General features: G+C 63.0%; 11 protein-coding genes. 6 read left to right on the top strand and 5 right to left on the bottom strand.

What is annotated here, in order from left to right; genetic code table 11:
- Nucleotides 1–96: 96 nt before the first annotated feature.
- On the bottom strand, nt 97–822 hold the full coding sequence (locus tag CSQ91_RS21355; RefSeq protein ID WP_070280967.1) for a 16S rRNA (uracil(1498)-N(3))-methyltransferase: 726 nt from the start codon (nt 820–822) through the stop codon (nt 97–99).
- A 188-nt stretch (nt 823–1,010) separates the two neighbouring features.
- On the opposite strand from CSQ91_RS21355, the gene tkt reads away from it, so the two are divergent.
- Both tkt and gap read left to right on the top strand, forming a co-directional pair.
- Complete coding sequence (gene tkt / locus CSQ91_RS21350; protein ID WP_070280969.1) at nt 1,011–3,008, top strand: transketolase; 1,998 nt, start codon at nt 1,011–1,013, stop codon at nt 3,006–3,008.
- A gap of 76 nt (nt 3,009–3,084) precedes the next feature.
- Nucleotides 3,085–4,095 (top strand): type I glyceraldehyde-3-phosphate dehydrogenase, encoded by a 1,011-nt coding sequence (gene gap, locus CSQ91_RS21345; protein WP_010395244.1) that lies wholly within the window; start codon nt 3,085–3,087, stop codon nt 4,093–4,095.
- Nucleotides 4,096–4,152: 57 nt separating this feature from the next.
- Here the strand turns inward: gap and CSQ91_RS21340 are convergent, their stop codons facing one another.
- The 3 genes from CSQ91_RS21340 to glnE all read right to left on the bottom strand — a co-directional run bounded on the left by CSQ91_RS21340 (nt 4,153) and on the right by glnE (nt 8,023).
- Entirely contained in the window at nt 4,153–4,341 is a 189-nt protein-coding gene (locus tag CSQ91_RS21340) for a hypothetical protein (protein ID WP_070260030.1), read from the bottom strand.
- A 138-nt stretch (nt 4,342–4,479) separates the two neighbouring features.
- The gene (locus tag CSQ91_RS21335; RefSeq protein WP_099389537.1) at nt 4,480–5,256 is read right to left on the bottom strand and encodes a YoaK family protein; all 777 of its coding nucleotides are present in this window, start codon (nt 5,254–5,256) and stop codon (nt 4,480–4,482) included.
- 13 nt (nt 5,257–5,269) lie between these two features.
- Nucleotides 5,270–8,023 (bottom strand): bifunctional [glutamate--ammonia ligase]-adenylyl-L-tyrosine phosphorylase/[glutamate--ammonia-ligase] adenylyltransferase, encoded by a 2,754-nt coding sequence (glnE, locus tag CSQ91_RS21330; RefSeq protein WP_373630537.1) that lies wholly within the window; start codon nt 8,021–8,023, stop codon nt 5,270–5,272.
- Nucleotides 8,024–8,258: 235 nt separating this feature from the next.
- Here glnE and CSQ91_RS21325 point away from each other — a divergent pair, with 235 nt between their 5' ends.
- Genes CSQ91_RS21325 through tldD form a run of 3 tightly spaced genes read left to right on the top strand, consistent with a single transcriptional unit; the run spans nt 8,259 to nt 14,756 of the window.
- The gene (locus CSQ91_RS21325; protein ID WP_070260193.1) at nt 8,259–12,443 is read left to right on the top strand and encodes a YhdP family protein; all 4,185 of its coding nucleotides are present in this window, start codon (nt 8,259–8,261) and stop codon (nt 12,441–12,443) included.
- Between the two features lie 30 nt (nt 12,444–12,473).
- Nucleotides 12,474–13,274, top strand: a complete 801-nt coding sequence (locus tag CSQ91_RS21320; protein ID WP_034782501.1) for a carbon-nitrogen hydrolase family protein — start codon at nt 12,474–12,476, stop codon at nt 13,272–13,274.
- A gap of 21 nt (nt 13,275–13,295) precedes the next feature.
- On the top strand, nt 13,296–14,756 hold the full coding sequence (tldD, locus tag CSQ91_RS21315) for a metalloprotease TldD (protein WP_099389535.1): 1,461 nt from the start codon (nt 13,296–13,298) through the stop codon (nt 14,754–14,756).
- A 147-nt stretch (nt 14,757–14,903) separates the two neighbouring features.
- Here the strand turns inward: tldD and CSQ91_RS21310 are convergent, their stop codons facing one another.
- Nucleotides 14,904–17,786 carry a TonB-dependent receptor gene (locus CSQ91_RS21310; protein ID WP_257217430.1) on the bottom strand — a complete coding sequence of 961 codons (2,883 nt, stop codon included), beginning with the start codon at nt 17,784–17,786 and terminating at the stop codon, nt 14,904–14,906.
- Between the two features lie 484 nt (nt 17,787–18,270).
- Here CSQ91_RS21310 and aroG point away from each other — a divergent pair, with 484 nt between their 5' ends.
- Nucleotides 18,271–19,335, top strand: coding sequence for a 3-deoxy-7-phosphoheptulonate synthase AroG (aroG, locus tag CSQ91_RS21305; protein ID WP_099389633.1), 1,065 nt, complete (start codon nt 18,271–18,273; stop codon nt 19,333–19,335).
- The last annotated feature ends 68 nt before the right edge of the window (nt 19,336–19,403 follow it).

Below are 19,403 nucleotides of genomic sequence, written 5' to 3'. Positions count from 1 at the left end.
GGATAGGCCTTGCCCATGCGAATGGGCAAGGCGATCATAAAAAAACCGCCGGTGCAAGCCGGCGGTTTTTTTATTGTCTGACGTGATTGTTATGTTCTACATCCCGCCCCACAACGCCGCCAGCGTGGCCAATGCCGTCAGGCCCGCCGTTTCCGTGCGCAGGATGCGCGGGCCCATAGCCAGGCCGATGGCGCCGGCGGCGAGGGCCGCCTTTTCTTCCGCCTCCGAAAACCCGCCTTCCGGTCCTACCATCACGGTGATGGCTTGCGGCGGCTGGTGGCGGGCCCAGTCGGCCAGGGACTGCTCCGCGCGCGGCGTCAAAATGATGCGTTTATGTAAATCTTGCTGGCTGCTCCAGCTATTGAAATCCTGCAGCGGTGCCAGTTGCGCCAGGCGGTTGCGCCCGCATTGTTCCGAAGCGGAAACGATAATGCCTTGCCAATGCGCGAGTTTTTTTTCGGCCCGTTCGCTTGACAAGCGCACAACGCAGCGCTGCGCCGACAGCGGCACGATGCCGGCCGCGCCCAGTTCGATGGCTTTTTCGATGATCCAGTCCATTTTGGATGCTTCCGGCAGCGCCTGCGCCAGGGTCACGGCGTACGGCAGCTCCGCTTCGCGGGCTATGTGCGTCTGGATTTCAGCCGTCACGCTGCGCTTGGCAACCGTTACCAGGCTCGCTTGCACTTCGCCGCCTTCGCCATTGAACAGGGTGATGACATCGCCCGGCGCCAGGCGCACGACCTGGATATGGTGGGCGACAGCCTCCGGCAGGGCGATGGTGGTGCCGGCAACGAGCGGCTGGGGGCAGAAAAAACGCGGCATGCAAATCCTCAACGGGGGTATATGTGGGGTGGAAAGACGTCAAAGTATAGCCATTTGGCTGGCCAGTACGCCGCAATTCTAATTTGCGGCCCCCCAGTCTGGTAAAATACTTGACCACAGAAAGCAGCCGGCTTCCCTGTCCGTGCTGTTGCAAACGAATCCCAAACTCGCGACTGACCCACACCATCATGACAACTACGCTCCCGACTACCAAAATGGCCAATGCGATCCGCGCACTGGCAATGGACGCTGTACAAAAGGCCAACTCCGGCCATCCAGGCATGCCGATGGGCATGGCCGAGATCGCAGTTGCTCTGTGGAGTGGTCACTATCGCCACAATCCCGCGAATCCAAAATGGCAGAACCGCGACCGTTTCCTGTTGTCGAACGGCCACGGCTCGATGCTGCATTACGCGCTGCTGCACCTGACCGGTTACGACCTGTCGATGGATGACATCAAGGCTTTCCGCCAGATGCATTCGAAAACTCCGGGCCACCCGGAAGTCGATATCACGCCAGGCATCGAGACGACTACCGGCCCGCTGGGCCAGGGCATCGCCAACGCCGTCGGCATGGCCCTGTCGGAGCAATTGCTGGCTGCTGAATTCAACAAGCCTGGCTACGACATCGTCAACCACTACACTTATGCTTTCGTTGGCGACGGTTGCCTGATGGAAGGTATTTCGCACGAAGTGTGCGCGCTGGCCGGCACCCTGGGCTTGAACAAACTGATCGCCCTGTACGATGACAACGGCATTTCCATCGACGGCAAAGTCGAAGGCTGGTTCACGGACGACACCCCGGCCCGCTTCGAAGCGTACGGCTGGAACGTCATCCGCGCCGTCGATGGCCACGATGTTGCCGCCGTGGCTGCCGCCATCGCCGCCGCCAAGACCGCATCGAAGCCAACCCTGATCTGCTGCAAGACCATCATCGGCAAGGGTTCGCCGAACCTGCAAGGCGGCGACAAGGTCCACGGCGCCGCGCTGGGCGACAAGGAAATCGCTGCCGTGCGCGAATACATCGGCTGGGATGCCGCGCCATTTGAGATGCCGGCCGACGTGTATGCGGCCTGGGATGCCAAGAAGCAAGGCGCCTTGCTGGAAGCGGACTGGAACGAGCGCTTTGCCGCCTACAGCCGTGAATTCCCGCAGCAAGCCGCAGAATTGTCGCGCCGCATGCAGGGCGAGTTGCCAGCCGCGTTTGAAACGGCGCTGTCGGCCGCCATCGCTTCCTGTGTCGAAAAGAAAGAAAACATCGCCACCCGCAAGGCCAGCCAGAACGCCATCCAGGCCCTGGCTTCGTCCCTGCCGGAATTCCTCGGCGGTTCGGCCGACCTGACCGGTTCGAACCTGACCAACTGGAAAGAGTGCGTGGCCGTGCGTTCGGGCCAGCCGGGCAACCATATCAACTACGGCGTGCGCGAATTCGGCATGAGCGCCATCATGAACGGCATCACCCTGCACGGCGGCTACATCCCGTTCGGCGCCACGTTCCTGACGTTCTCCGACTACAGCCGCAATGCGCTGCGCATGGCTGCCCTGATGAAGCTGCGTTCGATCTTCGTGTTCACCCACGATTCGATCGGCCTGGGCGAAGACGGCCCGACGCACCAATCGGTCGAGCACGTCTCGTCGATGCGTTTGATCCCGAACCTGGACAACTGGCGTCCATGCGACACCGTCGAGTCGGCCGCTGCCTGGGGCGCCGCCGTGCGCCGCAAGGATGGCCCGTCGACCCTGATCTTCTCGCGCCAGAACCTGCCGTACCAGGAGCGTAGCGCCGAACAGATCGACAACATCTACCGCGGCGGCTATGTGCTGAACGACGTGGCCGATGCCAAGGCGATCCTGATCGCCACCGGTTCCGAAGTGGAACTGGCTGTCGCCGCCGCCAGCGCGCTGGCAGCCGAAGGCATCAACGTGCGCGTGGTGTCGATGCCGTCGACCGACGTGTATGACCGCCAGGACGCCGCCTACAAGGCCAGCGTGCTGACGAAGGGCGTGCCGCGCGTGGCCATCGAAGCGGGCGTGACCAGCTTCTGGTACAAATACGTGGGCCTGGAAGGCGCTGTGGTCGGTATCGACACGTTTGGCGAATCGGCGCCTGCCGGCGTGCTGTTCAAGCATTTCGGCTTCACGGTCGAGAACGTCGTAGCCAAGGTTAAAGCGGTTATTGCTGGCTAATATTGATTTTGAGCAGACCCCGGCAAGGTAATGCCGGGGGCTGTGCTGATACCTTTTTTTTAATCAGGAGCAGAGTATGACGATCAAAGTTGCAATCAATGGCTACGGCCGCATCGGCCGTAATGTGTTGCGCGCTTTCTACGAAGGCGGCAAGAAACAGGATATCCAGATCGTTGCCATCAACGACCTGGGCGATGCCAAATCGAACGCCCACCTGACCCGCTACGACACCGCGCACGGCAAGTTCCCGGGCACGGTCACCGTCGAAGGCGACAACATGATCGTCAATGGCGATCCGATCCGCGTGTTTGCACAGCGTAATCCTGCTGAAATCCCATGGGGCGAGCTGGGCGTGGATGTCGTGCTGGAATGCACGGGCTTCTTCACCACCAAAGAGAAAGCTTCGGCTCACTTGAAGGGCGGCGCCAAGAAAGTCATCATTTCCGCACCAGGCGGCAAGGATGTCGATGCGACTGTAGTATTCGGCGTCAACCACTCCGTGCTGAAATCGACGGATACCGTCATTTCCAACGCATCGTGCACCACCAACTGCCTGGCACCGCTGGTCAAGCCGCTCAACGACGCCATCGGCATCGAAACAGGCCTGATGACCACCGTGCACGCCTACACCAACGACCAGGTGCTGTCCGACGTGATGCATGAAGACCTGCGCCGCGCCCGTTCGGCCACCATGAGCATGATCCCGACCAAGACGGGCGCCGCTGCCGCCGTGGGCCTGGTCTTGCCTGAGCTGAATGGCAAACTGGACGGCTTCGCCATCCGCGTGCCGACCATCAACGTGTCGCTGGTCGACCTGTCCTTCATCGCCAAGCGCGATACCACCGTGGAAGAAGTCAACGCCCTGATGAAGGCCGCTTCGGAAGGCGCCCTGGAAGGCATCCTGACGTACCAGACCGAACCGCTGGTCTCGATCGACTTCAACCACAACCCGGCTTCGTCGAACTTCGATTCGACCCTGACCAAAGTGTCGGGCCGCCTAGTGAAAGTATCGTCGTGGTACGACAACGAGTGGGGTTTCTCGAACCGCATGCTCGACACCACCGTCGCACTGATGTCGGCCAAGTAATTCCTGGCTAGCATACAAAAAACGCCCTTCGGGGCGTTTTTTTCGTCTGTTGCCAGCTTATTCCTTGGGTTCGCACTGGTTGCGCCACTGCTCGCACGACGCCTCGACGCCCTGGTAGCACATGTTGAGGATGTAGTCGCAGTTTTCCGACGGAATCCACGCGCGCACGGCGGCCGTGCTGGAGAACGAAGCTGCGGCGCCGACGGCGATGGCAAAGATAAACAGGGCTTTTTTAATGGAAATCATTTTTCTCGCTTTCACAATTGGACAACGGTAGAGTGTCAAATCAAAAGGCCGTCACGGCAGGCATGGTGAACCGGCCAGACGCAGAAAAATATTAGCATTAAAATCAGTAATTTATTGCTATAAAGAAAAATATTCCTGCTAATGCCAGGCGTGCAGGCGGCGCCGGTAAAAGCGCCATAGCAGGCGCAAGTCACGCAGCACGGGCACGCCGGAGAGCAGGGTCAGCACGCCGGCGAGCAGGATGGTGGCGGCTGGAAAACCGATGTGCTTGAAGGCCAGGGCGCCGCTGACGCCGCCGATGAAGAAGCAGGCGATCAGCAGGCTGTGCGTTCTCAGCTTGCCGCGGTTGACCTTCACCATCCGGTCCGGCAGGTGGCGCCGGTTGTAATACGCCATCTTGCCCAGTTCGATGCCGATATCGGTGGACAGGCCCGTCACGTGCGTGGTGCGGATGACGGCGCCCGAAATCTTGGTGATGATGGCGTTTTGCAATCCCATCACAAAGCACAGCAGCAAGATGGTGACGGGGCCCAGCACGTCGGGCATGGCGGCCAGATAATTGCCCGTCAAGCCGAACAGCAACAGCAAGGCTGCTTCCAGCAGCAGGCTGGCGGCAAACTGGCTGTGCAGCCGGCGCCGCTTGCCCCAGTTCACCATGATGGCCGTGACGGCCGCACCGCTGACAAAGGCCAGCCATGCGCCCAGCGCTGCCAGGGCCACGGTGATATTGCCCAGCGCCAGGTCATCGGCCATGCCCGAGACGATGCCCGTCATGTGCGAGGTATAGCCGCCGATGGCGAGAAAGCCGCCCGCATTCACGGCGCCCGCCACCAGCGCCAGCACGCAGCCCAGCTGCAGGTTGGCTTGCGTATCGCGCGCCGATCCGCTCAGGCGCGACAGGTAATGGAGCGGCATGCCCGAGCCGGCCTCAGGCTGCGGCGCCGAAGATGGCTTGCCACAGGCGCACGACGTTATCCGCATGCACGCGCACGCGCTCCGGTTCCACGCGGGCCAGGTCCTGCCCCTGCAGGCGCAACTGGTGCTGCAGCTTGCGCAGCGCGCGGTAGGCGTCGGCGACCAGGGCGGCCAGCTGGGCGTCGATCAGTCCCAGTTCGCCGCACAGGCGCAGCAGGGCGATATTGCCCGAGTTGGCCGTCAGTTGCGGATACTGCGCCGCATGCTGAAGCACCAGGTATTGCACCATGAACTCGATGTCGATCATGCCGCCCGGATCCTGCTTCAAGTCAAAGCTGCCCGGGCGGGGCGGATGCGCATCCAGCATCTTCTTGCGCATGGCCACCACTTCGCCCTTGAGCGGGCCGTTTTCCGGGCGCTCCTTGCGCAAGATCGTGTCGCGGATGCGCTCAAAATGCTTGCCGATGGTGGTATCTCCGGCACAAAAGCGCGCGCGCGTGAGCGCCTGGTGTTCCCACACCCAGGCCGCGCTGCTCTGGTAGCGCTCGAATGCCTGCACGCTGGAAACCAGCATGCCCGAGGCGCCGTCGGGACGCAGGGCGATGTCGATATCGAACAGAATGCCGGCCGAAGTGTGCGAGGTCATCCAGGTAATGAAACGTTGCGCCAGCTTGGCGTACAGGCCGGGCGCTTCCTGGTCGTCGTCGTCGAAGAGGAAAATGACGTCCAGGTCGGACACATAGCCCAGTTCCTTGCCGCCCAGCTTGCCGTACGCGATGACGGCGAATTTCGGCACGTCGCGGTGGCGCGTCGGCAAGGTTTGCCAGACGGCTTGCACGGTGGCGGCGACGATGATGTCGGCCAGCTGCGACAGGTAGTCGGCCAGTTTTTCCACGCTCAGGTCGCCCGCCAGGTCTTGCGCCAGGCACTGGAACAGCTGCGCGTGGTGCATTTCGCGCAGGATATCCATCTGCCGCTCCGTGTCGCCGGGCGCGTCGTCGAGCTGGCGCTGCAGGTCGAGCGCCAGGGCGGCCGGGTCCGGCACCGTGTTGCGGATGCGCTCATCGAGCAGTTCGTCGAGCAGGATCGGGTGCTGCGTGAGGAAGGTGGCGGCCCAGCCGCTGGCGCACACCATGCGCACGACGCGCTCGAGCGTATGCGGGTATTCCGTCAGCAGCGACAGATAGGCCGAGCGGCGCGCAATCGCTTCCAGGAAATCGAGCAGCCGGCCCAGGGTGGCCAGCTGGCTGGCATTACCGTTGGAAACGGAGCAATCGGTGATCAGGGGCAGGGCGGAATTGACGAGGGCGACGAGGCGCGTGCGGCTCGCCTCGGGCAACGATTGCAAACGGGGCGCCTGCCACGTGGCCAGCAGGCGGCGCGCGCAGGCGGCGGGCTCATGGAAACCCAGGGCGGCAAAGCGCGCCTCGATGGCTTCCTGCTGGTCGGACGCGGCGCAGTCGTTCGACGTTTGCGGGTCGATGCCCGTGTCGGCCGGCGGCGTGCCGCTGCTCTTGTCGCTGAACATCTCGTCGAACTGGCCGGCGACAAATACGCGGTGTGCTTCCAGCTGGGCCAGCAGGGTGGGCGTGTCGGGCAAGCCCATCATCTGCGCCACGGTCAGGCGGTCGGCGTCATTCGCGGGCAGGGTGTGGGTTTGTGCATCGTCCAGGTATTGCAGCCGGTGTTCGAGGTTGCGCAGGAAGGTGTAGGAACCCAGCAACTGTTCCACGATGGCCGGCTCCAGCAAGCCCTTGTCTGCCACCGTGCGCAGGGTGGCGCGCGTGGAACGTTCGCGCAGCTCGGCGTCGCGCCCGCCCCGTATCAATTGAAATACTTGCGCGAGGAATTCGATTTCGCGGATGCCGCCGCGGCCCAGCTTGACGTTGTTGCTGCGGTCCGGGTGCAGCCGTTCCTGGCGGTTGACCTCGGCGCGGATCTGGCCGTGCATGGTGCGGATGGCATCGATGACGCCGAAATCGAGGTAGCGGCGGAAGACAAACGGGCGCACGATGGCGTCGAGCGAGGCGATATCCTCGGCCTTGCCCGTTACGGCGCGCGCCTTGACCCAGGCGTAGCGCTCCCATTCGCGCCCTTGCACGATCAGGTACTGTTCCACCATGCTGAGACTGGCAGCCAGCGGACCCGAGTTGCCGTTCGGACGCAAGGCCATGTCCACGCGGAAAGTAAAACCATCTTGCGTGATCTCGGCCAGGGCGGCGATCAGTTTCTTGCCCATGCGAATGAAAAACTCGTGGTTGGACAGGCTGCGCTGGCCCGCCACGGTGACTTGCGTGTCGCCATCTTCCGGGTAGACAAAGATCAGGTCGATATCTGACGAGACATTCAGTTCGCCGCCGCCTTGCTTGCCCATCGCCAATACCATCAAGGCCTGCTCCTCGCCCGACTCCTCGCCGACAGGCATGCCGTGCAGGGCCACCATTTCGGCCATGATGGCGTCCACATGCGTGCGGATGGCGAAATCGGCAAAGCCCGTCATGGCCGTGACGACTTCGTTCAAGTCGGCCTGGCCGCCAAGATCGCGCGCGATCAGGCCGCAGACGAGCAGGTTGCGCAGGCGGCGCATGGCCCGCTCGGGCGGCAGCGGCGGCGTGGCGGCATTCGCCTGGGCGGCCAACTCGGCGGCAAAGTCGAGCCCGTCCAGCGGCGCGCGCACCAGTTGCGCCACCTGCGCGGCGCGCTCGGGGGCGGCGTCCAGCCAGCGCTGGTAGAAACGGGAGGCGGAGATCAAAGGCTGTGTGCTCATGGTATCGGTAAGTGTCTCGTGGATGCTGCGTGCATGTTCTTGCTTAACTTGGCTGCGAACGGCGGGGGATGCGGTAAAATTGTGCCGCCGGCCCAATACCGCCGGCAGTGCGTGCTCTTCCGGACGATGGTAAGGGAGGCTTTGCTCAGACGCAAGCGCAAGGATGCAGGCGCGCACCACGAATGCAGACGATTTTTGCCATTATTTGACGCCGGGCCAGTTTATTAGCTTATTGATGCAAAAACCGCCAGAAGCAAGCGTGACAGAACATGTGCCATTGGCCCTGCGCTGGCAGCGGTTGCGTGCTGCCTATCGCATGGCCAACCTGGCCACCCACCATGTGTTGGGTTTTACCATCAAACTGGTATTGCTGGCGTACTTCGCCTTTGCCGTGCTGTTTTTATTCCTGCGCTACGCGATCTTGCCGAATATCGATTACTACAAAGGCGATATCGAGCGGGCGGCCAGCCGCGCGCTGGGCAACCCTGTCAGCATTGCGCGCATTTATGCCTCCTGGCATGGCGTACGCCCGAATCTCTTCCTTGGCGACGTGACCCTGCGCGACCAAGCGGGCCGCCAGGCGTTGAGCCTGCCGAGCATATCGGCCACCGTGTCGTGGTGGAGCGTGCTTGGCTCCGTGCGCTTTACTACCCTGGAAATCACGCGGCCCGACCTGGACGTGCGGCGCAGCAAGGATGGCAAGCTGTACGTAGCCGGGGTATTGATCGACAGCACGCAAGGCAGCGATGGCAAGGGCGCCGACTGGCTGCTGTCGCAGCATGACATCATCATTCGCGACGGCAAGGTGCGCTGGACGGACGAAGCGCGCGGCACACCTGAGCTGGCTTTATCGCAGGTCAATGTGCTGTTGCGCAACCGCTGGCGCAGCCACCGGCTGGGCTTGCAGGCCACGCCGCCGCCTAGCCTGGCCGCGCCCATCGATGTGCGCGCCCACTTCACGCATCCGCCTTTCAGCACGCGCATCTCGGATGTGTCGATGTGGAAGGGGGAACTGTACGCCGACCTGAAAAATGCCGACCTGGCCGCCTGGCGCCGCTATCTCGACTATCCGTTTGAACTGAGCCAGGGCAAGGGCGCCCTGCGCGCCTGGTTGAGCCTGGATCACGCGCGCCTGGCCGGCTTCACGGCCGACGTGGGCTTGACGGATGTGCAGGCGCAACTGGGCGAACATATCGCGCCGCTCGACTTGCTGTCGGTCAGCGGGCGTATTTCGGCAAAAGAAGAGCTGTCGGCGCAGGTGCCTGACGGCAAGCCTACCTTTGGCGCGAATGGACACCAGGTCGAGTTGACGAATTTTGCGGTGGAAACCCGCGATGGCCTCAGCCTGCCGCCCACGACCCTGTCCGAACGCTTTGTTGCCGCCACGAAGCGCAAGCCGGCGCGTACGGAAATCACGGCCAAGTCGCTCGATTTGCAGACCCTGGCCGCATTGGCCGACAAGCTGCCGCTGGGCGAACAGCAGCGCCAGCGCCTCGACGCCCTGGCGCCGCGCGGGCGTTTGCAGGATTTTTCTGCCCAATGGGAAGGCGAGATGGCGACGCCGGCCAGCTACCGTTTGCGTGGCAAGCTCATCGATCTGGGCCTGAATGCGCAGCCGGCGCGCCTGGCCGTGGCGAAGACGGCGACCAGCCCTGCGCAGGCGGCCGCACCGGCTATCCCCGGTTTCGATCATTTGACGGGCAGTATCGACGCCAGCGACAAGGGCGGCAAGATCGATATCGATGCACAGGGATTGGTATTGCAACTGGCCTCCTACTTGAGTGAGCCGGCCTTGCCGTTCGAACAATTCGAAATGGAGGCGCGCTGGGCTTTCCAAGCAGATAATATGCTGCAAGTTGACCTGGACAGGCTTGATTTTAATCAACAAGGCATGCGGGTCGCCTTGCATGGTTCGCAGCGTTTGCCGCTCGACGGCAGCAAATTGGGTCAGGTGGATGTGACGGGCACGATCGACAACTTCCAGATCAACACCATCGGCCGCTATCTGCCGCTGCAAACGCCCGAGCACCTGCGCCACTGGCTGACGGGTGCATTGGAGGGCGGCGTGGCGCGCGATGTCAGCCTGCGCCTGCGCGGCGAACTCGAACATTTCCCCTTCAAGGCCGACACCCCGGCCCAGCGCAACCGGGGCGACTTCCGCGTGGCCGGCAAGATCGAGAATGGCACGCTGAACTACGCGCCCGGCGAATTTGCGGAAAGCGGCCCCCTGGCCGGCAAGGCACCGCTGTGGCCGCAGGCGGAAAAGATCAAGGGCAGTTTCGTGTTCGAGCGGGCGCGCATGGAAATCCGCGGCGACACGGCCACCACGGGCGGTGTGGCCTTGACGAATGTCAAAGCCGTGATCCCCGACCTGACCGTCTTCGACACCTTGCTCGATATCGAGGGCAATGCGGCCGGCCCGATGCAGGAATTCCTCAAGTACGTGACGGCCAGCCCCGTGCTCGGCTGGATCGAGCATTTCACGGATGAAACGACGGCAACGGGCAATGCCAAGCTGGCCCTCAAATTGCACTTGCCGACAGAGCGCATGCTCGAGTCGACCGTGCAGGGCAGCTTGCAGCTGGCGGGCAACGACGTGGTGCTGTTCCACGACATGCCGCCCGTGCTCGGCACGCAGGGCAAGATCGAATTCAACGAAAAAGGCGTCAACCTGAATGGTTTGAATGGCAGCCTGCTGGGCGGGCCGCTGGCCATTTCGGGCGGCACGCAGCCGGACAGTTCCATCCAGGTGAAACTGGCCGGCAACATGACGATCGACGGCTTGCGCAAGACCTATCCGGCGCCCGTGCTGCAGCGCCTGGCGAAACATTTGAATGGCGGCGCCCGTTACAGCGGCCTGATCACGGCGCGCGACCACCAGGTGGTCGTCAATGTCGAGTCGCCGCTGACGGGCCTGGGTCTGGATTTCCCCGCCCCCCTGAAAAAGCCGGCCGGCGACAGCCTGCCCGTGAAATTCACCCTGACGGGCAATGCGGCCAACGGCGCGGGCTTGCGCACGGACGATATCCGCATCGCGCTGGGTTCCGGCATCGCTGCCCGCTACCAGCGCCAGAAGCAGGGCAAGGATGCCTGGCGCCTGGTGCGCGGCGGCATCGGCGTGAATGTGCCGGCGCCGGAACCGGACAGCGGCATGATGTTCAACGTCAACATGAAAACCCTGGACGTGGACAGCTGGATTGCCGCCGGCAGTGAAATCGCCGGCAGCGGCACGGCCCCGGCCGACAGCGGTGCCGCCGACGATGCGCCCGATATTGCGCAATACGTGGTGCCTGACATGATGGCGGCCCGTGCCAGCGAACTGATGCTGGGCGAGCGCAAGCTGGAAAACGTGGTTGTGGGCGCCACGCATCAAAAGGATGTGTGGCAAGCCAATATTGACGCGAAACAAGTGTCCGGCTATGTGACGTGGCTGGAAACGCCGTCCGGCCTGGGCAAGATGACGGCGCGCCTGTCGTCGCTGATCATTCCCGAGTCGGCCGCCAACGACGTGAAGAATCTGTTGGAAGGAAAAAGTGGCGCCCAGTCGATCCCTTCGCTTGATATCGTCGCCGAGCAATTTGAACTGTTCAACAAGAAGATCGGCCGGCTGGAGTTGCAAGCCTATAACACCATGGCGGCGGGCGGGAGAGAATGGCGCGTGGGCAAGCTGCAGCTGTCGAACCCCGATGGCGCGCTGAGCGGCAATGGCAAATGGGTCATCAAGGATGGGCAAAGCACGACCAGCCTGCGTTTTGGCCTCGATATCGTCGATGCGGGCAAGTTGCTCGACCGCTTCGGCTTTGCCGATACGGTGCGTCGCGGCAAGGGCCGCCTGAGCGGTGACATCGCCTGGAATGGCTTGCCGTATTCGCTCGACATTCCCACCTTGTCGGGGCAGATCGAGATGAACGTGGAATCGGGCCAGTTCCTCAAGCAGGATCCGGGCGCGGCCAAGCTGTTGGGCGTACTCAGCCTGCAAGCCTTGCCCCGTTTGCTGAAACTCGATTTCCACGACGTGTTTTCCGAAGGCCTGGCCTTCGACGGCATCACGGCCAACGCCAGCATCAAGCGCGGCGTCGTGACCACGGACAACCTCAAGATGCATGGCGTGGCGGCCACCGTGCTGATGGATGGCACGGCCGATATCGCCAATGAAACGACGAATTTGCACGTGGTGGTGATCCCCGAATTTAACCTGGGCACGGGGCCGCTCGTGTACGCGCTGGCCGTCAATCCCGTCATCGGCCTGGGCAGTTTCCTGGCGCAATTGTTCCTGCGCGCTCCCGTGATGAAGGCGCTCACTTACCACATGCAGATCGCCGGCCCGTGGAAATCGCCCGTCGTGACCAAGCTCGATGGTGGTAAATTGGAACCTGTCGCCGTGCCTGCCGCTGCAGCCGTGGAGGCCGTGGCGAAATAGGCGAGGCGTTCGAATGGATAAGAGGTGGCAATGATGCATACAGTCGCAGCAGTACAAATGATTTCCTCGCCCTCCGTGGAAGACAACCTGGCCACGGCGCGCCGGCTGGTGGCGCAGGCCGCCGCCGGTGGCGCGCAGCTGGTGGTGCTGCCTGAATACTGGGCCATCATGGGCAAGCAGGAAACGGACAAGCTGGCCCATGCGGAACAGCCCGGCAGCGGACCGATCCAAGATGGCATGGCGCAGATGGCGCGCCAGCACGGCATCTGGCTGATCGGCGGCACCTTGCCCCTGATTTCCGGTGAGGAGGGCAAGGTACTCAATACGACGCTGGTGTACGACCCGCAAGGCGCGCCGGCCGGGCGCTACGACAAGATCCACCTGTTCGGTTTTACGCGCGGCACCGAGTCGTACAATGAATCGCGCACCATCGTGCCGGGCGCGCAGGTGCGCTCGATCGAGACGCCGTTCGGCCGGGTCGGCCTGTCCATATGCTATGACCTGCGCTTTCCCGAGCTGTACCGCGCCATGGGCGATTGCGCGCTGATCGTCGTGCCGGCCGCGTTTACCCATACGACGGGCAGCGCCCACTGGGAAGTGCTGCTGCGCGCGCGCGCCATCGAAAACCAGTGCTATGTGCTGGCCTCGGCGCAAGGCGGCTTGCATCCGAACGGCCGCCGCACCTGGGGCCACAGCATGCTGATCGACCCGTGGGGCGAAGTGAAAGCCGTGCTGCCCGAAGGCGAGGGCGTGGTGAGTGGCGAGATCGACCTGGTGTTCCTGGCCGGCGTGCGCGAGTCGCTGCCCGCCCTGGCGCACCGCACCATGTGAATTGAATTGTGAGAAAGAACCATGATCCCATTTGAACCCAATCTGTCCAGCCTGGCTGTGGCGCGCGATATCCTGCTCACGCCGTTCGGCCTGGATGAAGACAAGCTGTTGAAAGCCCTGGGCACGATGTTTACGCACAAGGTCGACTATGCCGACCTGTACTTCCAGTCGACCAAGAGCGAAGGCTGGAGCCTGGAAGAGGGCATCGTCAAGACGGGCAGTTTTTCCATCGACCAGGGTGTGGGCGTGCGTGCCGTGTCTGGCGACAAGACGGCCTTTGCGTACTCCGACGATATTTCCGAGCGGGCCCTGCTGGAAGCGGCGGCGGCCACGCGTACCATCGCGCGCGCCGGCGCCGGCAAAATCAGGATCGCGGGCCAGATGCTTGCGCAGGGCGGCCGTTCCTTGTACCTGCCCAACGATCCGCTCGCCTCGCTGGATGCCACGGCCAAGGTGCAATTGCTGGAACGCGTGGAAAAGATGGCGCGGGCGAAAGATCCCAGAGTGGTGCAAGTGATGGCGGGCCTGGCCGGCGAATACGACGTGGTGCTGGTGCTGCGCAGCGATGGCGTGCTGGCGGCCGACATCCGCCCGCTGGTGCGCGTCTCGCTGACGGTGATCGCGGAACAGAATGGCCGCCGCGAAACGGGCTCGGCCGGCGGCGGCGGGCGTTTCAGCTATGACTATTTCAGCGATGCCGTGCTGGAACAATACGCAACGGACGCCGTCAATTCGGCCCTGGTGAACCTGGAAGCGCGCCCGGCGCCCGCCGGTCCCATGACCATCGTGCTGGGACCGGGCTGGCCCGGCATCCTGCTGCACGAAGCGATCGGCCACGGCCTGGAAGGCGATTTCAACCGCAAGGGTTCGTCCGCGTTTTCGGGCCGCATCGGCGAACGCGTGGCCGCCAAGGGCGTCACCGTGGTCGATGACGGCACCCTGGCGGGCCGGCGCGGCTCGCTGAATATCGATGACGAGGGCAATCCGACGCAGTGCACCACCCTGATCGAGGACGGCATCCTGAAGGGTTACATCCAGGACACCATGAATGCGCGCCTGATGAAGATGCCCGTGACGGGCAATGCGCGCCGCGAATCGTTCGCCCACCTGCCCATGCCGCGCATGACGAATACATATATGCTGGGCGGCGACAAGGACCCGGGCGAGATCCTCGCGTCCGTCAAGAACGGTTTGTACGCCGTCAACTTCGGCGGCGGCCAGGTCGACATCACGAACGGCAAGTTCGTCTTCTCGGCCAGCGAAGCGTACATGATTGAAAACGGCAAGCTCAGCTACCCGGTGAAGGGCGCCACCCTGATCGGCAACGGCCCGGACGTGCTCAATCGCGTTTCCATGATCGGCAACGACATGCGCCTCGATTCGGGCGTGGGCGTGTGCGGTAAGGAGGGGCAAAGCGTGCCCGTGGGCGTGGGACAGCCGACCTTGCGCCTGGATGGCATTACGGTCGGCGGGACGGCTTAGATCGCCATTTCAGGAACCTACCGCGCAGCCCACTCTTGAGTTTGCGTTGCTCGCTGTACCTGAAGTACAGCTGCGCTACTCAACCCAATATTGGGCTTGCTCGCTACGGTTCCTGAAACGCCTGATACGTTGAAAATATGACGAAATTCAGAACTTGTACTTCACTCCCGCGCTGATGAACCGTCCCGCCGCGCCCGCGTAGTCGAGCGGGTTGTAGCCCGTGGCGCCATAGGTCAGCGGGTCGAGCGGGGCGATCTTGTCGAACAGGTTTTGCACCGTTGCAAACACTTCCAGCTTGGGCGTGGCCAGCCAGCGGGCCGTCAGGTCCACCGTGGTGAACGAGGCGATGCGGCAGCCGCGAGGGGCATCCGTGCCGTCGGCGAAATGCGTGGCACAGCCGTCCGGGTCATTCTTGAACAGCACGTTGTCGAGCGGCGCGCGGTAGTTGACGTTGGCCGTGACCCGCCAGTCCTGGCGCTCCCAGGTGGCACCCAGGTTGATGCGGTCGTCCGGCGTGCCCATGCAGTTGGACACATCGCAATTGCCATGCGTGCCGGCAAAATCGCGCTGCGTGCCATCCTGCTCCGTACGCAGCCATTTGTACAAGTGCGTCCATTTCAGGTCGAACACCAGGCTGCCATAGTCGCTGCCCAGGCTGAAGCGCTGGCGCGCGTCGATATCGATGCCGCGCACCGTCGTTTGCGCCGAATTCACATAATTGGCCAGCACGGCCGTGATGGCACCCGGATCGCCGGCGATGCCCGTGGCCGTCGACGGGTCGCGCGCCACATGGCCTTCGGCGATGGCGGTGTCCGTTTGCTCCTGGTTGATTTCATTCTTGCGGCGGATTTGCCACAGATCCACGGAAATACTGGTGCGCGGCAGCGGGTCCCACACGGCGCCCACGGAATAGCTGCGCGAACGCTCGGGCGACAGCTTGGGATTGGGCGACGTGATGACGGCGATGGAGGCGGGATCGCAAGCCACCTCCACGCCGAGCCCGCAGCGCAGCGGATCGCTGGCGGTGGAAAACGCTGCCAGGCCGCCGACGCCGTTTTCCGCCGCGCTGGGCGCGCGGAAGCCCTTGGCGAAGGTGCCGCGCAGGGCCAGTTCGCGCAGGGGCGTCCATTTCACGCCCGCTTTCGGGGTATAGGAATTGCCCACGTCGGTGAAATGGTCGGCGCGCAGGGCGCCCGACAGTTCCACGGTTTTCAGCACGGGCGCCAGCACCTCGGCATAGATGGCCGAAGCATTGCGGCTGCCCTTGTAGGCGGAATAGCCGAGGCCAATGATATTGCCCCGCTCCGTGCCCGTGGTGGGCTTCAGTTCCGTCGATTCGTGGCGGAATTCGGCACCCACGGCCACGCCCAGGCCGCCGCCGTCCAGCTTGGCCACCTCGCGGCTGGCCTTGAAGTCGATCTGCGCGATATGCGTTTTGGCATCGTTGGAAATACGCGGCGACAGGGCCGCGTACAGCTCGACTGAGTTGAGGCCCGCGTTTTCCGCGATGCGCCACAGGCTGCCGGCCGGCAGGGCTGCATACGCGGGGTTCAGGCTGGCCGCCGCCACATTCGCGGCAGTCGGGTTGAGCAGGGCGAAGGCGACGTCGCGCTGCAGGTAGCCGTTCAAGTCGTTCGACACCTTGTTCTGCGAGTACAGCAAGGCGCTGTCGATATCCCAGCCCGCCACCGCGCCCTTGATGCCGGCGACAAAGCGCGTGAAGGTGGAATTGACTTCCGACAGGCGCGGCCCCACGTCGGCGGCCAGGTAGCGCAGCCGCGCCGCCGTGCCGAAATACGGATTGTCCGGGTGGGCGGCGCCCAGCGACACGCCCGCATTGCTGACAGGGCCGCCCGGGTAGCCGACCGAGCCGCTGACCGTGGACGGCGTGGTGGCCGAGTGCGATTCGCTGTGATATACGTTCAATTCGGCATACGTCTGCAACGCTGGCGTCAGTTGCCAGGCGGCGCGGCCAAAGAAATTGATGTTCTTCTGTTTCGGCTGGATCTGGCCGTATTGTTGCGCAGCATCGGTCAGGCAGCCGCCGCCCGGGTCGCCTTGCGGATGCGTGGTGAAGTTGCCGCAGGCGGCGCCGGGGAAGGCGCGCGTAAAACCCGCGCCGGCGAGATTGCCGCGGTTGTAGTAGTCGAGCGTGTCGGGATTGCGCACATTGCCGTTGACGGCGCTGCCGGCCGCATTGTTGGTGGTGATGGCGCCCGCGCCGCTGAGCGACTCCTGCGCGCTGAAGCCCAGGTCGCGCAAGTCGCTGCGGCCGACGGCCCCCCGCCCAGCCCGGTCGCGGTTCCAGATGGCGGCCTTTTCGCTGTATTCGAGATTCAGCAGCACGTTGTAGCGGTCGCTGTCGATGTCGCCGAAGCCGTGCGTGATGGCGGCGCGCGCGTCGCGCCCGTCCCATTCCTTGGTCTTGCCGTAATTGCCCTTGATGGCCGTGCCCTGGTAGTCGCGCCGCAGGATCACGTTGACCACGCCGGCGATGGCGTCCGAACCGTAGATGGCCGAGGCGCCATCCTTGAGGATTTCCACCCGTTCCACCGCTTCCAGGGGAATGATGTTCAGGTCGGCAAACACTTTCTGGCCATCGTCGGCCAGGCCGTACGGCGCCACCCTGCGGCCATTCAGCAAGACCAGGGTCGAGGCCGTGCCGAGGCCCCGCAGCGACACGCCGGAAGCGCCGGCGGCAAAGCCGTTGCCGAAGGACGTGGGCACGGAACCCTGGTTGTCGACGGCCAGGGTCTGCAGCAGTTCGGCCACGCTGGACTTGCCCGACTTTTCAATGTCGGCCGCGTTCAGGGTTTGTACGGCCGAAGCCGTTTCCGCCTGCGCGCGGCGGATGTTCGAGCCGGTGATTTCCACGCGGGCAATCGGCGCGGCATCCTGCGCCAGGACGGGTAGACTCAGCAGCGCACTGGCCAGCGCCAGGCCCAGTCTGGGTGGTGAAAAGGTGGTGGACTGTAAGGATGGTGTCGGGATCATGCGGTTCTCCGGAAAGGTCAGGCAGTCAAAGGTCATCGATACGTCCTTGAGTTTTCTCCGTCCCGCGACGCTGGAATTGATCTAGATCAAGTAGTGCCCCGCTTGTCGTCGATAGAATGGCTGGCGTGGCGTGGTTGCCACGACGGACACAGCGGTGGCGTCCGGTATGCAGAGTCACAGCGCAGATGCACAGCGAGAGTCATAGCGCGCAACTTTTTATGCTTTTTTGCGTGTTGTGCAGTGTAAAACGGCGGTGGCATGCGGCTTTGCCGACAAATATGCTTGCCAACCCTTGCAATTTAGGTTTATAGTCGTTCATCACTTACGGATGACTCGCATGTTCGCTCGCCACTTTTTTACCGCTTATTTTTACTTTAGCAATTCCAACCCAAAGGCGGTGGAGTAGCGGTCGGTTCACGTAGCAGCAAAACGAGATCCCAGCAAATTCTAAAAAACCGCCACTCATGGCGGTTTTTTTTTACCCAGATGTTTTACCCATCCTTAAATTTTGGAGAAAATGATGCCCCGCACCGATGATTTGCGTATTCGCGAAATGAAGGAATTGACCCCGCCGTCCCACCTGATCCGCGAATTTGCCTGCTCGGAGCAAGCCGAACAGACCGCCGCCAACGCCCGTATCGCTCTGCACCGTATCCTGCATGGCCAGGATGACCGCCTGATGGTGGTGATCGGGCCTTGCTCCATCCACGATACCAAGGCGGCCATGGAATATGCGCGTCTGCTGGTCAAGGAGCGCGCGCGTTTCGCGGGTGAACTGGAAATCGTCATGCGCGTCTACTTCGAGAAGCCGCGCACCACGGTGGGATGGAAGGGCCTGATCAACGATCCGTACATGGACAACAGCTTCCGCATCAACGACGGCTTGCGCATGGCGCGCGAACTGTTGCGCGATATCAATGAGCTGGGTTTGCCGGCTGGCACCGAGTTCCTCGACGTGATCAGCCCGCAATACATCGCCGACCTGATCAGCTGGGGCGCCATCGGCGCGCGCACGACGGAATCGCAGGTGCACCGCGAGCTGGCGTCGGGGCTGTCCTGTCCGGTCGGCTTCAAGAATGGCACGGACGGCAATGTGAAGATCGCCGTGGAAGCCATCAAGGCCGCCTCGCAGCCGCACCATTTTCTTTCCGTCACGAAGGGCGGCCACTCGGCCATCGTCTCGACCAACGGCAACGAGGATTGCCACATCATCTTGCGCGGCGGGAAAACCCCGAACTATGACGCGGCCAGCGTGGACGAGGCGTGCAAGGCGATCGCGGCACAAGGCCTGGCGGCGCGCCTGATGATCGACGCCTCGCATGCGAACAGCTCGAAAAAACCGGAAAACCAGATCCCCGTGTGCGCCGACATCGCCAGCCAGGTGGCGGCGGGCGATGGCCGCATCGTTGGCGTGATGGTGGAATCGCACCTGGTGGCGGGACGCCAGGATTTGATCCCGGGCAAGGAATTGATCTATGGCCAGTCTGTCACGGATGGCTGCATCGACTGGAGCGCCAGCGTGGCCGTGCTGGAAAACCTGGCGGCGGCCGTCAGGCAGCGCCGCTTGCAGGGCGACGCGGAATAACGTGGCGCGCAGCATGAAAAAAAGCCCGGAAAGCTAAGCTTTCCGGGCTTTTTCAGTTTTCAGCCGAG

This window comes from Janthinobacterium sp. BJB301, from assembly GCF_002735685.1.
In the GTDB taxonomy this organism is placed as follows: domain Bacteria; phylum Pseudomonadota; class Gammaproteobacteria; order Burkholderiales; family Burkholderiaceae_D; genus Janthinobacterium; species Janthinobacterium lividum.
Note: the sequence above shows the minus strand (reverse complement) of the source record. Positions and strands in the feature narration are given on the sequence as shown.